At 44.4% G+C, this 16846-nt stretch carries 12 protein-coding genes and 1 other RNA gene; 6 read left to right on the top strand and 7 right to left on the bottom strand.

Annotated features, from left to right (window positions below):
• Positions 1 to 36 precede the first annotated feature (36 nt).
• Both ACLI09_RS04020 and ACLI09_RS04015 read right to left on the bottom strand, forming a co-directional pair.
• Positions 37 to 2535, bottom strand: coding sequence for a TonB-dependent receptor plug domain-containing protein (locus tag ACLI09_RS04020; RefSeq protein WP_411418295.1), 2499 nt, complete (start codon positions 2533 to 2535; stop codon positions 37 to 39).
• Positions 2516 to 4237 carry a M23 family metallopeptidase gene (locus ACLI09_RS04015; protein WP_411418294.1) on the bottom strand — a complete coding sequence of 574 codons (1722 nt, stop codon included), beginning with the start codon at positions 4235 to 4237 and terminating at the stop codon, positions 2516 to 2518. Before ACLI09_RS04015 ends, ACLI09_RS04020 begins: the two co-directional genes overlap by 20 nt.
• Before the next feature lie 177 nt (positions 4238 to 4414).
• Between ACLI09_RS04015 and ACLI09_RS04010 the strand changes: the two genes are divergently transcribed.
• The 6 genes from ACLI09_RS04010 (at position 4415) to ACLI09_RS03985 (ending at position 9232) form a co-directional block, all read left to right on the top strand.
• Positions 4415 to 4705 (top strand): hypothetical protein, encoded by a 291-nt coding sequence (locus ACLI09_RS04010; protein WP_411418293.1) that lies wholly within the window; start codon positions 4415 to 4417, stop codon positions 4703 to 4705.
• A gap of 7 nt (positions 4706 to 4712) precedes the next feature.
• On the top strand, positions 4713 to 5000 hold the full coding sequence (locus ACLI09_RS04005) for a cell division protein ZapA (protein ID WP_411418292.1): 288 nt from the start codon (positions 4713 to 4715) through the stop codon (positions 4998 to 5000).
• Between the two features lie 64 nt (positions 5001 to 5064).
• A non-coding RNA gene (gene ssrS / locus ACLI09_RS04000) (6S RNA) lies at positions 5065 to 5171 on the top strand.
• Between the two features lie 52 nt (positions 5172 to 5223).
• Positions 5224 to 6786: a ribonuclease Y gene (gene rny, locus ACLI09_RS03995; protein WP_411418291.1), complete on the top strand. Its 1563-nt coding sequence runs from the start codon at positions 5224 to 5226 to the stop codon at positions 6784 to 6786.
• A 106-nt stretch (positions 6787 to 6892) separates the two neighbouring features.
• The gene (locus tag ACLI09_RS03990; RefSeq protein ID WP_411418290.1) at positions 6893 to 8305 is read left to right on the top strand and encodes an MBOAT family O-acyltransferase; all 1413 of its coding nucleotides are present in this window, start codon (positions 6893 to 6895) and stop codon (positions 8303 to 8305) included.
• On the top strand, positions 8306 to 9232 hold the full coding sequence (locus ACLI09_RS03985; protein ID WP_411418289.1) for a hypothetical protein: 927 nt from the start codon (positions 8306 to 8308) through the stop codon (positions 9230 to 9232). It abuts the gene before it with no gap.
• A 1-nt stretch (position 9233) separates the two neighbouring features.
• Here the strand turns inward: ACLI09_RS03985 and ACLI09_RS03980 are convergent, their stop codons facing one another.
• From ACLI09_RS03980 to ACLI09_RS03960, 5 genes are all read right to left on the bottom strand, one after another.
• On the bottom strand, positions 9234 to 10496 hold the full coding sequence (locus ACLI09_RS03980; RefSeq protein WP_411418288.1) for an asparagine synthetase B: 1263 nt from the start codon (positions 10494 to 10496) through the stop codon (positions 9234 to 9236).
• 138 nt (positions 10497 to 10634) lie between these two features.
• Positions 10635 to 11147, bottom strand: a complete 513-nt coding sequence (locus ACLI09_RS03975; protein ID WP_411418287.1) for a 3'-5' exonuclease — start codon at positions 11145 to 11147, stop codon at positions 10635 to 10637.
• Between the two features lie 228 nt (positions 11148 to 11375).
• Entirely contained in the window at positions 11376 to 12737 is a 1362-nt protein-coding gene (locus ACLI09_RS03970) for a pyridoxal-phosphate dependent enzyme (protein ID WP_411418286.1), read from the bottom strand.
• 68 nt (positions 12738 to 12805) lie between these two features.
• On the bottom strand, positions 12806 to 14794 hold the full coding sequence (locus tag ACLI09_RS03965) for a putative porin (protein ID WP_411418285.1): 1989 nt from the start codon (positions 14792 to 14794) through the stop codon (positions 12806 to 12808).
• Positions 14795 to 14917: 123 nt separating this feature from the next.
• Positions 14918 to 16846: a S8 family serine peptidase gene (locus tag ACLI09_RS03960; protein ID WP_411418284.1), complete on the bottom strand. Its 1929-nt coding sequence runs from the start codon at positions 16844 to 16846 to the stop codon at positions 14918 to 14920.

Raw genomic sequence — 16846 nt, 5'->3', positions numbered from 1 at the left:
GTTGTGTACCAAAAGTAAGAAAAACTTTTACACTAACTATATTTTTGCCGACAGCTTAAGGCTGAAAACACGGCTGGTAAGGTAGTTTGGTATACCATAAGAAGCCTTAGTATATACGTCGCGCACCCAGGTGTTTGTTATGGCGTTCTGGTTATCAAACAGGTTAAATATTTCAAGCCCCAGCGTAAGCTGTTTAAAGCCTTTTAACCAGTTTGCTGTTTTTGGCGTAAGCTTATCATCATTACGGTCTATAATTACATACGAAAAACCGGCATCAGCGCGGCGGTAGGCATTAAGCCTGCTCTGGTACAGGTACGAATCCGCATACGATGGCGACCCGCCCGGCAGCCCTGTGTTGTATACCATATTGAGGTACACGCGCAGGCTGGGTATATTAGGCACATAATCCTGAAACAGTACCGCAAAGCGCAGCCTTTGGTCGGTAGGGCGTGCTATATAGCCTTTATCCCGGTAGTTTTCTTCGGTTTTCATATAGCCTACCGTAACCCAGGATTCTGTCCCCGGCACTAACTCACCGTTAAGGCGAAGGTCGGCACCATAGGCATAAGCGGTAGCGTCATTATTGGCGCGGTAGCGAATGCGCACGTTTTCGAGCGTATAGGTATTTATATTATCCATCATTTTATAGTAGGCTTCGGCTACCAGCTTAAACTTGCGCTGCTTACTGTTAGTAAAGCTATAATCGGTACCCGCCACGATATGGTAGGAGTTTTGTGCTTTTACATTTGGCTGTACCGTGCCTGTAGAGTCGCGCAGCTCGCGATAAAAAGGCGGCTGGCTGTATACCCCGCCCGAAAGGCGGAACAGCATATCCATATCCCAGTAGGGTTTCAGGGCAAGTTGCGCGCGCGGGCTTACCACCACCTGGCTCTTACCTTTCTCTGCGGCACCATCTACCTTCCATTGCTGTATGCGGGTGCCTGCATTTATAAACAACACTGCCTTGCCCACATCAAACCTCCTGCCCCACTGCGCGTAGCCAGAATAGCGGTTTGTGGTAACAAAATTTGTAGCCCGTGCACTCTGGTACGGCACCAGCGGCCCGGAGTAGGCATTATACGGCTGGTCGTTAGGTATGTAATCTATAACCGGCGGGCGTATTGAAAACCCTGCCGAATCTATCACCTCCCACTCTACCAGGCGGTCGCGGAAGTCTTCGCGGGTATACTTGGCACCCCACTGTATGTTATTTTTTCCAATTTTATGCTCGCCCTTTACTTCAAAATTATTAATAAGCCCATCGAGGTCGTTACGGGCATGGTTAAGCTGCGAGCCTACCGCACGGGCAAACTGTATATCCCCAAAGGTGTCGCTTCCTATATTCGTATCTACGTCGCCCAGCGCATACTGTGCAAGGATATCAAAATATTCCTGCTCCTGCGTATGGTAAACTGACGATATAAACTTGAGCTTTGACTTTTCAGAAAGGATGTATTCTGCCGTTAGTGCCCCGAAGAATGTACGGTATTCGTCTTTCTCCTGGCCATCATAAACAATCTGTAAGGCTATAGGTTCGGATATCGTACCAAAATTCGTCTGGCGGAAAAAGGGCTGGTAGTTATAGGTATTCTGCGAAATGTTGCCTATAAAATTAAATTCCCATTTTTTACCGGGCCTGTAATTTACAACGCTTTGCACATCGGCAAAGGTAGGCTTGTAGTTGCTCTCAGTCTGCTGGCTGTTAACCAGGAGGCTGTTGTTGCGGTAACGCCCACCCACCATAGCGCTCCATTTTTTATCTTTTGATATGGCATCAAAGGTAAGGCTCCCGCCAAGGAAGCTTGCTTCAAGCTGCGCGCCGTAACTGGTAGGGCGTCGGTAGGTAATATCTAAAACTGACGACATTTTGTCTCCATATTTTGCCTGGAAGCCCCCTGCCGAAAAGTCTACATTGCGTATCATAGCCGTATTAGTAAAGCTTAAGCCTTCCTGCTGGCCGCTCCTGATAAGGAACGGGCGGTATATTTCCACATCGTTTACATATACCAGGTTTTCATCATAGTTACCGCCGCGGACTGAGTATTGAGTACTAAGTTCATTACTTCCCGTTGCCCCACCCATCAGCTTTACAATATTTTCTACACCCTGGCTAAGCCCCGGAATATTCTCAATAACTTCACGGGGTATTATGCTAATACCTTCCAGTTCTTTCCTGCCGGTATCTCTGTCAATTATAACATCCTTCAGGATGGTCTCAGAACTAAAATTAAACTCAATTGCTTCGCCTTGCTGCATGTGTTCTAATTCTACGAAGAGTTCTCCCTTAAAAGATTTATGGGCAAACCAAACAACCACTTTCCGCTCTACCGGAAGGTCAAGTTTATAAAAACCGGTGCGGTCGCTGTAGGTTTCATGCCGGCCATCGACATCATCATAATATATTTTTGCCTGTTCCAGCGGCTGGTAGCTCTGGTCTACAGCTATACCGTAAATCATGGGTTGCCTTTGGGCTAAAGCTATACACGAGCATAGCAAAACGGTAAGCAGTAGTAGCTTATTTTTTATCGTCTTCAACAGGGTTAGTGTTTTGTGTTCTGAAAAAATGTGTTTCAAAGGTAGTGGAATTTCCAACATTATCGGTTACCACCACTTTTAATTCGTTGCGCCCCTCGCCTACTATGCCATCACTAAAGTGGTGCGAAAGGGTTTGCGTTTTATATTCGTAATGCATAAGCGCCCACTTGCCGTTTATAAAAGCATCGTAGGTGGCAATACCGCTAAGGTCGTCGCTAATTTTGCAGCCTATACTGTCTACGCTTGAAAGCCATGCGCCCTCTTTAAAGGTAAGCCCAAAAATGCGTGGCGCGGTGGTATCCTTAGCCAGCTTAAATTCTCCCATCGTTTTCACCTTGGCAGTAAGGCGGCCGTCTTCCATATAGCTGCTGTTGTAATTAAAGCGCTTGCCCGCATAGCCTGCTATAAAGGTTTTGCCAAGTTCCTCCTTACTTAAATGGCTCACATCAAAAGATACCTGCACATAAGAATGCACCGGTACCGTGGGGTGGTGCAGGTACAGCACAGAATCTTTAACATCAAAATCCATATAAAAATCATCATAAAAGGCACCGGCGGGCACAAACACAGAAACGCCGCCTTTAGTGTAATTATTGTCGTTGCCCACTTTTACATAATATGGAGTAATATGTTTTGGCTCTGCCACCGAGGCTGGGGCATCACTATATTGTATACTCCCGTTTACAATGGCCTTGTTGCCGTGGTAGTCGCTTACCTCTATACGGTAATTTTGCGTTTCGCCGGGTTTCACTTCATACTGCCCGTTACTACTATTGTGCTGCAGCAGCGAAAGCGGATAGGGCGTTTTTACAAAAAGGCGCTGGCAGCGCTGGCCCGTGCGGTAATAGCGCTCATAATCTATATATGCGTTTACATAGCGCGACTCACTAAACGCAAACGTGTTAAACTCGCAGCTAAAATGCGGGCTACCGTTAAAAAACGTCTCAGCCTTATAAATGCCGTTATTGCCGGAGCTCCCGGTAGAACTGTCGGTAGCATTAACCCCAAAGCCTATCTTGCCCCGGGCTACAATTTTATCGGCCAGGTAGGTGCCGTCTTTTTGTGGGTGCAGGTTTACCAGCATGGGTGTTTTGCTGCCGTCGGCCACGGCGTCATCACTTACAGGGTACACAAGCAAACTATATATCTTAGGTACCTTGGTATCCTTCATTTTTTTATTAAGGCCAAAAAGCAGGGGGTTGATAATCATCTCGGTCTTGGTATCGCGGTACTCAAAATGAAGGTGCGGCCCTCCTGAGCCCCCGGTATTACCCGAAAAGGCAACTGTTTCGCCCTGCGTTACGGGCAGCTCTCCCGGTTTGGGGAACAACTCGATTTCAAACGACTTTTTTTCGTACTGCTTTTGGCGCACATATTCCTCTATTTTAGGGCCATACTTTTTAAGGTGGCCGTATAAGGTAGTATATCCGTTAGGGTGGTCTATATATAAGGCAACGCCATAACCGTATGTAGACACTTTTATACGGGAAACATAACCGTCTGCCGCAGCAAATACCGGATAGCCCGTTTTTTGGTTGGTACGGTAATCAAGACCGGCATGAAAGTGATTAGTACGCAATTCGCCAAAGGTGCCCGATGGGTGTACGGGCAAATCGAGCGGCGAGCGGAAGTAATCCTGCGGGTATTTGTTTTGTGCTGAAAGGCTTAGGGTGGCTAATAAAAATATATAGTAAAGTCTCATGGGGCTAAAATAAAAAAATGTGCCAAACAATTAGCATCATTTAGCGTAATCTTAATAACTGTTGTTTGTAGCAAATAGTACGTTTTATTGAAAAAAACAGCAATTTTTTGCATTACCTATTGTTTGTAATTAAAGTAATATTAACTTTGTGGAATGATGTAATGAAAAAACGCTGCCATGGGTGCATTATCTGAAATTGTTGAATCTCTGGAAAGTAAACTTGCAAAGGTTCAATTAAAAATGGAAATGCTGCAAACAAAAAACCATGACCTTGAGCAGGCTGCAGCAAAAGCAGCCCATCAAATTAGCAGGCAGGATGAGGAGATAGCTGCTTTAAAACAGCAAAATGAATCTTTACGGATGGCCAATTCATTACTGGGCAGTGACGATAATACGAGGGAGACAAAACTCAGGATAAATTCATTAATCCGCGACATTGATTACTGTATAGCGCAACTTTCAGATTAAGGAAGTGATGGACGACAAGCTGAAAATAAAAATATCAATTGCAGACAGGGTGTACCCGCTAACGGTAACCCCGGAGCAGGAAGAAGGCCTGAGGGCCGCCTCAAAAAAAATTGATGCGATGATAAAACAGTTTGAAGAAAGCTACGCTGTGCGCGATAAGCAGGACGTTTTAGCAATGTGCGCTTTGCAGTTTGCGGCACAATCAGAACAAAAGGTGCTGGACCGCTCCGGTGAAATAGAAGACGCGGTGGCAAGGCTGAAACTGATGGATGAAAAACTGGGTAATGTCCTTTAAAAATATAATAAATACGTTCTTTACATAGTACACAATACTGCCTACATTAGTACCTATTTGATAAACTCAACGCCAATTCTTTAAAATGGGCGAATCGCCGCTACTATAGCATGCTGCCACGCCGCAGATCCTTGAACAGCGGGTTAGCCTAAAACTTGTCTTTTCGAGTTTATACAATACCCTCTAATGTAGGCTTTTTTATATACATACAACAACGAAAAATATGGACACAATACTACCAATAATTCTCGCAATCGCAGGCCTGGCAATAGGGTTTTTTATTGCAAAAACTCTTGAAAAGAAAAGCGCGGCGAGCCTTACCGCCGAGGCAAAGAAAGAAGCAGCATCTATTATTAAAGATGCCACAAACCAGGGCGAAAACCTTAAAAAAGAAAAAGAGCTGCGCGCTAAAGAGAAATTCCTGGAGCTAAAAGCAGAACATGAACAGGTAATACTTGCCAAGGACAGGAAAATTGCAGAAAGCGAAAAACGCGTTCGGGACAAGGAAAGCCAGGTATCGGGCGAGCTCGCTAAGAATAAAAAGCTTAGTGATGAGCTTGAACATAAAATTGCCGACTATAACAACCGGATTGAACACCTTGAGAAAAAACAGCTGGAAACAGACCGCCTGCACAAAAGCCAGGTAGAACAGCTTGAAGTGATATCAGGCCTTTCGGCAGAGGATGCAAAAAGCCAGCTGGTAGAAAGCCTTAAGGCAGAAGCGAAAAGCAGCGCCATGGCCCACATTCAGGACACAATTGAAGAGGCTAAGCTTACCGCACACCAGGAAGCTAAAAAGATAATCCTTAATACCATACAGCGTGTAGGCACCGAAGAAGCCGTAGAAAACTGCGTATCGGTATTCAATATTGAATCGGATGACGTTAAGGGGCGCATTATTGGCCGTGAGGGCCGTAACATCCGTGCCCTTGAAGCCGCTACCGGTGTAGAGATAATTGTAGACGATACGCCTGAGGCGATTATATTAAGCTGTTTTGACCCGGTACGCAGGGAGATCGCCCGCCTGTCATTACACAAGCTGGTAACGGATGGCCGTATTCACCCGGCACGTATTGAAGAGGTGGTTGCCAAAACCGCCAAGCAAATTGAAGACGAGATTATAGAAGTAGGTAAACGTACCGTTATAGACCTGGGCATACACGGGCTTCACCCGGAACTTATTAAGATAGTAGGCCGTATGAAATACCGCTCGTCTTATGGGCAAAACCTGCTGCAGCACAGCCGCGAGGTGTCCAAACTGTGTGGTATTATGGCTGCAGAGCTGGGGCTTAACGTTAAGCTTGCAAAACGCGCCGGACTACTGCACGATATAGGTAAAGTGCCAGACGCCGAGAGCGACCTTCCGCACGCATTACTTGGTATGCAGTGGGCTGAAAAATATGGTGAAAAAGAAGAGGTGTGCAACGCCATAGGCGCCCACCACGACGAGATAGAAATGAAATCGATGCTATCGCCTATCATCCAGGTGTGTGACGCTATAAGTGGCGCAAGGCCGGGTGCACGCAGGCAGGTGCTTGACAGCTACATACAGCGCCTCAAAGACCTTGAGGATATCGCTTATGGTTTCCAGGGAGTTAAAAGCGCCTATGCCATACAGGCAGGCCGTGAGTTACGTGTAATTGTAGAGAGCGAAAAAGTATCTGATGACTTAGCCGCAACGCTTTCTTTTGAAATATCGCACAAAATACAGACTGAAATGACCTACCCGGGACAGGTAAAAATTACTGTAATCCGTGAAACAAGGGCGGTTAATATCGCTAAGTAATCATGGTTATGGTTGTTTACCATCGGGGTATTTGATACTAAGGCTGCTTTTCGCAGCCTTTTTTTATTAGCTTTGCTTCAATCTAATAAGCCGCCTAAACCAAAATATGCTGTTTCACTCCATAGATTTTGCCTTTTTCATCCCGCTGGTTTTTTTCGGGTATTGGTTTGTTTTTAAAAACCTCAGGCCACAAAATGTTTTTCTGCTTGCGGCGAGTTACTTCTTTTACAGCTTTTGGGACTGGCGTTTTTTATTTTTATTGTTGTTCTCTACCCTGCTCGATTATTTTTCAGGAAATAAAATACAGTCGGCCCACGGTACCGGAAAAAAAATGTGGCTTACTATAAGCATTGTATGCAACCTTGGCTTCCTTTTCTTTTTTAAGTATTACAACTTCTTTGCTGAATCGTTCAGGGATGCCTTTTCGGTTTTTGGTTACAGGCCATCGCTGGCAACACTAAATATCATACTACCCGTAGGAATATCATTTTACACCTTCCACGGCCTTTCATACGTAATAGATATTTATAAAAACAGGATAAAGCCTGAAGCCAACTTTACAAATTATGCACTATTTGTTTCATATTTCCCGTTGCTCGTGGCAGGGCCTATAGAACGCGCTACACATTTGCTTCCCCAGTTAAAAAAGAAAAGGGTATTTAATTACGTGGTGGCTACCGATGGGTTACGGCAATTTTTATGGGGATTGTTCAAGAAAATGGTAATTGCAGATAATTGTGCACTATACGCCGATAAGGTATTTTTGCATCCTGAAGGGTTTAACGGAAGCAGCGCGCTGCTTGCTGCTTTTTTCTTTTCCATTCAAATTTATGCTGATTTTTCAGGCTATACTGATATGGCCTCGGGCGTTTCAAAACTATTCGGGATACAATTGCTCCGAAATTTTCATTACCCTTACTTTTCGGTAAACATAGCTGATTTTTGGCGTAGGTGGCATATTTCACTCTCCTCCTGGTTCAGGGATTATGTGTATATCCCATTAGGAGGGTCGCGCGGCAGCATGGTTAAAAAGCTGCGAAATGTATTTATCATATTCCTTCTGAGCGGCTTTTGGCATGGCGCTAACATTACTTTTATACTGTGGGGGTTTGTGCATGCATGCCTGTTTATACCATTGCTGCTATTGAACCGCAACAGGCAATCGGCCGGCAACACACCCGAACTGAAAGATGCTATACCTATATTATTTACATTTATACAGGTTAGCCTTGCATGGGTGTTGTTCCGCACCCTGAACTTGGGAGATGCAATGGTAATCTATAAAGAGATTTTCTCGTTATCATTATTCAGTTACCCTGAGTTCTTGCCAAAGAAATTCCTTATCATAATTACCATTTTCATGGCAGCAGAGTGGATGGGGCGGCGTAGTGAATACCCTTTGGCCGATATTGAAAAACGGCTGCCTCCTGTTGCCAGGATTTTGGTATATTATTTGTTAATTGCGTTCATCTTGCTGTATATGGGCAATGAGGCACAGTTTATTTATTTCCAGTTTTAGATGAAAAAATTTATACTGCGACTGTTATATTTCCTTTTACCCATTATTGTGGGGTGGATGGGTATTGAAGCAATGTACCGCTTTGTGCCAAATAATTATTCCGTAAAGTATGAAGGCTTGCGGAAGAATAAGGATGCCGAAGTTTTTATCCTGGGCAACTCGCACTCATTCTACGGCCTCTACCCAGAACTGATGAGCATTAAAACTTATAACGCGTCTAACATCAGCCAGCCGTTAATTTGCGATAAACTGCTTTTTGAGAAATATATAGCGAACAATACCAATGCAAAAGCAATTGTATTAACTATAGATAATTTTAGCTTTAGCGAAGGGATAGACGATGTTGAACTCTCGTGGAGGCGCTACTTTTACCGGGATTGCATGTATATTGATGTGCCGGGAACAAGCCATGCCGACCCAAAGGGATACAGCCTTGCACTTGCGCCACGGTTTAACATAACAATGGAAAGTATAAAACTTTACTTTAAAACAGGCACACTCGTGCAATGCAATGACCGTGGGGCAGGCCGAAACGAAGGTGTCAGCCCAGAGTTTAATAATGAAAAGATAGCCAAAATAATAGTGGGCAAACATTTATCAGCCGATGGAGAAATGGCCCCGAATATTAATATACTGGAGGAAATAATAACAACGGCAGCTGATAAAAATATTAAGGTGCTGATAATTACCATGCCGGTAACAAGTTATTATTCCCGGTTTTCCGATAAAAATAAAATGAAAAAAGTGAGTACAATCTGTACGCAGATGGAACAAAAGCACCCAAACGTTACTTACCTTAACCTTTTTACAGATTCACGCTTTAACAATAATGATTTTTACGACACAGACCACCTCAATGAAAGTGGGGCCCACAAATGTACTACCATTACAGACAGCACACTAAATGAAATACTTAAGCGTAAATGAACTACGTTTTAAGCTTCTTTTTCTTGGCTGCCGGAAACAGCACGTTGTTTAAGATAAGCCTGTAGCCGGGCGAATTAGGATGCAGATCCAGCACGGTAGGAGCGTCCCCTACCCTGTGTTGGTAATCTTCAGGGTCATGCCCTCCAAAGAAGGTAAACATTCCCTTACCTTTAGTACCGTGTATATAGCGCGCCTCGCTGTTCTGCTTGTTTTCACCCATCACCAGGATATTTGACTTTACCATACTACCTGCAAATGCCGTGGTTTGCCCCATAAATCCTTTAACCAGCTGGGTATGGTTTTGGCACAGCATAGAGGGTATAGGGTCCCACTTGGCGCTGTATTCCATCAATGTAAAATAGTCGTCATCCGGCAGTATACCGCGCTTTGTAGTGGTATCTATATCGCTAAACTCATAAACCACGGGGTTGCGCTCGAGCGTAAAATCCTTAAAGGCAAAGGTGTTGTTGTAATCTATTTTGCCCTGGTAGTTCGCATCGCTGGGGTCGTTGTCAAACATAGGTTCGCAAATGTCCACACCTTCCGCGGCAAGCGCTATGTCAAAACTATCCGTGGCCGAACACATGGCAAACATAAAGCCGCCACCCACTACAAAATTCCGTATTTTAAGCGCCACAGCCAGTTTTTCTTCAGAAACTTTGCCGTACCCCAGTTTTGTTGCTAATGCTTCCGCCTCGCGCTTCTGCTCTATGTACCAGGGTGCGTTGCGGTACGCCCCAAAGAACTTGCCATACTGGCCGGTAAAATCTTCGTGGTGCAGGTGCAGCCAGTCGTATAGCAGCAACTGGTCGGTAAGTACTTCTTCATCGTATATAGCGGTAAACGGAATCTCTGCATAGGTTAGTACCATAGTTACGGCATCGTCCCAGGGTTGTTTTCCTGGCGGCGTGTAAACGGCAATCTTGGGCGCTTTTTCAAGGAGTACGTTCTCCATGTTTTGTGACGGGCTGCTTATTTCATCCAATATACCATTGGCTGCGCCGTCGCTAAGTACCTCAAAACTCACACCTCGTATCTGGCATTCGCGCCTTATCTCCTGCGCATCGGGAAGCAGGAACGACCCACCGCGGTAGTTGAGCAGCCAGTTGGCTTTTATGCCTTTGTTAAGTACCCAGTAGGTAATGCCATAGGCTTTAAGATGGTTTTGCTGGCTAACATCGTCCATGGGCAATAAGATCATCGAGGCCCTGGCCCCAAACGAACTTATCAACAGCAACAGTATATAGATTTTTTTGAACTGCATTGTAATGTAACTTTTATCCAAAGATAACGAATAATGTGCCAAAGTGGTATATTGTCAGATGGTAAGTATACCAGAATTTTAGGCTCTATGGTTATAACCTTAACTACCATGTAAAATATCAGTATCTACTATAAGAGCTTAAATTTTCATCTTTACCTGCCCATCGTGTAGCATATACAGCTTGGCACAGGCACGCGCGTCGCTAAGGGCTTCGTGGTGGTTAAGGGAAATACCGTTGCGGTCAGCGCAGTATTTAAGGTTGGCTTTAGGGTAGCCTTTTGAGCGGTAAATTTTTACGGTACATTCCCAGCGGTCGGCTATTTCGAGTTCGTCATAATATAAGCCGTACCAACGCATGGTTTTTGCCAAAACATTACGGTCGAAGCTCTCGTTATGGGCTACAACCTTTCTGCCAAAAAGCCGCCTATGTATCTCAGGGAAGAGGCCGTCAAAAGTGGGGATATTAAGCGTATCGGCCGGTTTTATGCCGTGTACCATAATGTTGCGGTACCAGTATTCATTGTCCGGCGGCTGTATCAGGGTGTGGAATTCTTCGGCAATTATGCCATCTTCAACCGTAATGATACCTACTGCACAGGCACTGTGGGAGTGTCCGGTTGCGGTTTCAAAATCTATGGCGGTGAAGTTCATAATCAATATAGAGATATTTGCTTAAGTTATAGCACAGAGATACTCGGAGCACACACAGAGATGCACAGAATTTATGAAAATTTAGAGATTACGCCTATAGCGTGAGATAACAGAGGTGTAGGCTTAGCTCTGTGGTCTTGCACCTAAGGTGCTACCTCTTTTTTCCGTGTGCCTGCCTCTGTGTGTCCTCCGAGTATCTCTGTGCTACAGCCCTTACCCCCCTAAGGCCTATTTTATCGAGCTGATAATATCGTGTTTTGTAATAATATGGTATTTGCTTTCGCCAAGGTCAACGAGTACGGCCTGGTTGTCTTTGCCTATCAGCTTAGAAATTTCTTCCAGCGATGTAGTGGCTTTTACAATTGGGTACGGCCTGCCCATTACATCCTTAATAGGCTTATCGGCAATATCTTTATCTTCCACGTAACTGCGAAACAGGTCGGTTTCATCAACCGAACCCACAAACCCGCTGATATCTACCACCGGAATCTGCGAAATTTTATATTTTCGCAGGCGGTCTATTGCGTGGCTTACCAGCTCCTCCGTACGCACGGTAACCAGCGGCTTGTCGCTGTGGTCTTTTATCAGGTCGGCAGCAGTGGTTATTTCGTCGTCCAGGTAACCGCGCTCACGCATCCAGTCGTCGTTAAACATTTTGCCTACATAGCGGCTGCCACTGTCGTGAAACAGCACCACAACCACATCTTCCGGACTAAAATGTTCCTTTAGCTGTAACAAACCTTTGATGGCCGCGCCGGCGGAGTTGCCTACAAAAATACCTTCTTCCAGAGCGAGCCTGCGGGTATAGACTGCGGCATCCTTATCGGTAACTTTAGTAAACCCGTCTATAAGGGAGAAGTCAACATTTTTAGGCAGGATATCCTCCCCTATGCCTTCGGTAACGTAGCTGTAAATTTCATTTTCATCGAAAATTCCCGTTTCGTGGTATTTTTTAAAAACCGAACCGTAGGTGTCTATCCCCCAAATTTTTATATTAGGGTTTTGTTCTTTTAAGTATTTGGCAACGCCGGATATCGTTCCGCCGGTACCCACCCCTACTACAAAGTGGGTAATTTTACCTTCGGTCTGTTCCCATATTTCAGGTCCGGTTTGCTCGTAATGGGCAGCCGTATTGCTCAGGTTATCGTACTGGTTCACATACCAGCTGTTCGGCGTTTCATCGGCCAGGCGCTTAGAAACCGAATAGTACGAACGTGGGTCTGTAGGCTCCACGTCGGTAGGGCATACTACCACGCGCGCGCCTACGGCACGCAGTATGTCCATCTTTTCTTTGCTCTGCTTGTCTGATATTACACAGATAAGCTTATATCCTTTTACAATAGCACCCAGTGCAAGGCCCATGCCTGTATTGCCCGACGTACCCTCTATAATGGTACCGCCCGGTTTAAGTCGGCCATCTGCCTCGGCATCTTCAATCATTTTTACAGCCATACGGTCTTTAACCGAGTTGCCGGGATTAAAAGTTTCTACCTTGGCAAGCACCAGGGCATCGATTCCGGCTGCCAGCTTATTTATTTTTACCATGGGCGTGTTGCCTATGGTTTCGAGTATATTTTTAGCGTATTTCATTTAGTATGATTTGATGCAATGGTTGCATTACAAAGATATTCCGAATTGTTGTAACCCGCAAAAAACAGCTACGAGAAGAAATTCCAGATTACCCCAAAGCGAAACGTAAAATCGCGGTACGGGTAGCTGGGCGCGGAATAATAATTATAGCCCGACATGCTCGAATTAAAATGCTCTGCCTTAAGGAAGAGACGGAACTCCTGTATCTTCATGTTCACGAAAAAATCGAGCAGCGGAAATCCACCCAGCTTTTTAGTTTCCTGTATGTAAAACTCACCTATAAGCGGGTTGTAATCGTTTTGATAATATTCGGTAAAGTACTGAAAGGTAACCCCTGTTTGCACTTCTAACGCTTTTTTAAACCACTTATCGGTATAATACAGCGTATTTCGGGTTATGAATGAAGGCACATTAACTATGTTACCTGATTGCTGCACATTTTGGTACAACAATGTATTGTCAAGCCCAAACCTCCAGAATTTAATTTCCTTATGTGCCTTTAGCGACAGGTAATTTATGGTTTTATCATACTGCTTTGGCGTTACCCTCAGGGTATCAAACACTGTACCGCCGCCCTCGGCAGGGATAAAATCATTGCTAAAGTAGAGGTGGTCGTTAAGGATTGTATATTGCAGCGAAGCATCAGCCCACTTGGTGTTAGCTTCAAACTCAAAATTGTTTATTTTTTCATTTTTAAAGCTATTCTCCCAGTTGTACCATTTATAATCGCTTTGATACAGCTGGTAATTAAGGTCGGGCAGCTTGTTCATGTTCCTGTAGTGCGCTGAAACACTATTTTTATCATCAAATTTATACCTTGCCTGCAGGTTAATATCTGCCAGCGACTGGTTTGTAATACTGTTTGAAACCGATGCCGTGGCTATAAGGTTATTTTTATAATAGGTATACTTAGCGCCGTAGGTAGCTATCCTGTCGTTAATGGAGTTGTGTATGGCCGGCTCCCCGGATTGGCTTGCGTTATCAAAAATTACCGTCCTGTAAAAATAATTATAATTGTAATCTTCAACATAAAACTCCAGGTCGCCTATAGTTTTGTTAGAATAAGCCGCGCCTATAAGGTTGTACATCCGGTTGTAGCGGGTTTTATCGTGAATGGATGAGGTATAGGCGTTGCCGATACCGCCAAATTTTGCGTTTGCGGCGGTTTGCGTAAACTCGTAAAACTTGTTTTCGTAGTTAAACTGATGGTGCACCACTATACTGTTCGGGTTTTCTTTGCTAAGCCTGAAGGTATGGTCAAAGAAATAGCGGTTGCCCTTCATGAGCGAAGTAGCATCGTCAAAATATACCTCTATGCGTTCGCGGTTATTATAGGGATCTTCGCTTGACTCAAATTGCGACAAATCAAGTATACCGCCATTTTCCTGATTAGAAAAGTCCTGGCCGGTAAAATGAAATTTGACCATGTACCGTTTGCTTGTAGTATTATAGCTACCGCCAATGCGGAAAATACCATTACTTGATATAGAATTTACATATTTACCAATAGAGCGCAATCCCTTGTAGCCCACAAAAAGGTTTAAGTTTTCTGAGGTATTTACGGCAATAAGCGCATCAAGTATCTGGCCCTGTGTTTGGGTAGAGCGGTACATTAAATCGGTATACGGTGTTGCCACATTATAATACCGGACATCGTCAGGCTGTATATAGGCAAAGTGCTTGCTGCTAAACCCAAATTCCGGAAACGGGTTGTATTTAACCAGGCCAAAATGCAGTACATTGTAGCTTTGTCCATCATTTGCCATGGGCAGCAGGCCAAAATTATCTTTACGGAGGTAGTTTACCTCATAATATTTTTTAAGGGTCAGGGCGGTATCTACAAGGGTAGTATCCCGTTGCAGGGTTACTATTTTATACATATCTATAGTTGCAAGGGTATCGGCAACTTTGGCCGGGCCGTTAAATCTGTTAACCGTATCATTATCGGGTCTTGACTCGCTGGTGGGTGCTCCCCTAAGCCTGCCTCCCATCCTGTTTTGGGCAACGGCAATAACCGGAATTATAAGCATTAAAAACAGTATACTTCTTTTGAGCATGCTTTTAAAAAGTTTAGGACAAAGGTACTTATTTTTATAACTCAAAAACACTAAAAATAGTGTAAACAAAAGGGCTTTCCCGATTTAGGAAAGCCCTTTGATATTCTATAATAAAAAAAATAATTATTCTATTACAACCTTTTTGCTTAACGATTTATTGTCGCTGTTAACATTCAGCATATATACCCCTTTTGAAAAACCGGCGGTATCAATTGTTATGTTAGCGTCGTTTCCGGCTTTAGCCTGGTATACTACCCTGCCTGCTATATCAACAAGGGCAATATTGGCATTCTCTAGCGGTTGCGCAAAATTAACATGCAGTACCTCTTTAGCAGGATTAGGCCATACAATTACATCACGAAACTGGTGTTCGTCTTCGCCAAGTATAACATTTGCACCAGAAAGTATCAATGAATACTGCTGCGGGCCGCTCACAAGTGTGCCTTTGTGCGACACGGTAAGGGTATACTGCCCGGGCTCTGCCACATCTATATCTACACGTTCTACGTTATCTACTAAATTATCACCTTTTATAGCCCCTGAGTTAAGGTCAGCCATATTTAGTTTCCAGGGATAATAGGTAGTAGTGCCGTTTGTAATCCTTAAATCAAGGTCGTTTACAAGCGCCGGTACAGTGCTGTTAAGCTGGTCGTCCTGCGCGTTTCCTGCCGGGTCTGTCCAGCATAGTGTAGCTTTTAGAGGGCCTGCGGCACCTACGGTAAAGTTAAATACATAAGTACTGTTTGCACCGGTATTTGTAAGAGCGTTAGTATCATCAGTCTGCCTTATTACGGCCTGGTTGCCGTTAGCGTCATTGCTGATAATAGTAGCTGAGGCAGCTGAGTCCATCACCCCCCAACCAAATCTTGGGTCCGGGCCCGGATAGTCGTTATCGTCAAGAGCGGTATGGCAAATAAGCCCTTTTACTGTGGCCGACCTCATAAAGTTACCGGAATGCAGGTTTCTATAATGCTCTTGCAGCAGGACAATACTACCGGTTATTCCAGGAGAAGCCATTGAAGTACCGGTTGCCTCATCATAAGCAGTATTGTTTACCTCCGCGGTAGAAGTAACATCGGTACCATCGGCTGTAATGTCCGGTTTTATCCTGCCATCATCTGTAGGCCCCTGGCTACTTGAAAGGTTAATAGAAAGATTGGTAAATGCGCCGGTTATAGGATGTGTGCTTGTATCGGCATTTGCAACAACAAGTACGTTTTTAGAAGTAGCAGTATAGGTCAGCTTATCGAGCCCAGGTTGAAAACCGCCTTCGTAAGATGAAACACCGTCGTTACCCGCAGCTTTTACAGGCAGATAGTATGGAAAATTAACCGCTATCATATCCCAGCCCCTTGCAGAAGAATTATAGCATCCCATAATCCATGAAGGTATGGCTACGCCCTCATTAACAACATAAACACCATATGAATGGTTAGACACCAAAAGGCCCTGCCCGGCCTCAAACATCATTTCAGAATTGTCATCACCCAAGTCGTATTGCTTAACATTCACTTTGGGTGCCATACCCTTAGCATTTGAAACAATTCCCTTTGCAGCAACCGTACCTGCTACGTGCGTAGGGTGAAATTTAAGATCTGCATCAGTATCCAATACACTAACACGGCTAACTGTACCGTTTTGAAACTCCTGATGGGTAGCCAATGGAAGGCCAACATCCCATATCCCCGCTGTCATGCCTTCACCTTCGAGGCTTAACCCTAAAGTACCATTAGGATACAGCCTATTTGTTCTTATCGCCCTAGCTTCCGAAGCGTTATCCGCGCCTATGTATATGGGTTTACCATTAACAACATCATACAGGCGGCGCTCACTGCCATTAAATGTGTATTGAGGTTTAGCAGTGTTGTTTTCTGATAAATATTTAGCAACACGGGCTCTTCTCTCATTTTCCTGAGCACGTAATTCGTTTTTTAAAACCTCTATAGCAGCTTTATCCTGCACGCTTTGAATCTTTAGGCGTTCTTTTGCATTTTGCGCGGCCACATTAGCAACTACCGAAAGCGCTACTATTTGAAATATGGTAATTTTCAT

The sequence above is a fragment of the Flavobacterium sp. RHBU_24 genome (assembly GCF_046613695.1).
GTDB lineage: Bacteria > Bacteroidota > Bacteroidia > Flavobacteriales > Flavobacteriaceae > Flavobacterium.
This window is presented reverse-complemented; position numbering and strand designations above follow the sequence as displayed.

What these genes read in the sequence shown, in the direction of transcription:
- ACLI09_RS04015 (WP_411418294.1), bottom strand. Translation starts at nt 4,237, where the DNA reads ATGAGACTTTACTATATATTTTTATTAGCCACCCTAAGCCTTTCAGCA.
- ACLI09_RS04010 (WP_411418293.1), top strand. Translation starts at nt 4,415, where the DNA reads ATGGGTGCATTATCTGAAATTGTTGAATCTCTGGAAAGTAAACTTGCA.
- ACLI09_RS04005 (WP_411418292.1), top strand. Translation starts at nt 4,713, where the DNA reads ATGGACGACAAGCTGAAAATAAAAATATCAATTGCAGACAGGGTGTAC.
- rny (WP_411418291.1), top strand. Translation starts at nt 5,224, where the DNA reads ATGGACACAATACTACCAATAATTCTCGCAATCGCAGGCCTGGCAATA.
- ACLI09_RS03990 (WP_411418290.1), top strand. Translation starts at nt 6,893, where the DNA reads ATGCTGTTTCACTCCATAGATTTTGCCTTTTTCATCCCGCTGGTTTTT.
- ACLI09_RS03985 (WP_411418289.1), top strand. Translation starts at nt 8,306, where the DNA reads ATGAAAAAATTTATACTGCGACTGTTATATTTCCTTTTACCCATTATT.
- ACLI09_RS03980 (WP_411418288.1), bottom strand. Translation starts at nt 10,496, where the DNA reads ATGCAGTTCAAAAAAATCTATATACTGTTGCTGTTGATAAGTTCGTTT.
- ACLI09_RS03975 (WP_411418287.1), bottom strand. Translation starts at nt 11,147, where the DNA reads ATGAACTTCACCGCCATAGATTTTGAAACCGCAACCGGACACTCCCAC.
- ACLI09_RS03970 (WP_411418286.1), bottom strand. Translation starts at nt 12,737, where the DNA reads ATGAAATACGCTAAAAATATACTCGAAACCATAGGCAACACGCCCATG.
- ACLI09_RS03965 (WP_411418285.1), bottom strand. Translation starts at nt 14,794, where the DNA reads ATGCTCAAAAGAAGTATACTGTTTTTAATGCTTATAATTCCGGTTATT.
- ACLI09_RS03960 (WP_411418284.1), bottom strand. Translation starts at nt 16,846, where the DNA reads ATGAAAATTACCATATTTCAAATAGTAGCGCTTTCGGTAGTTGCTAAT.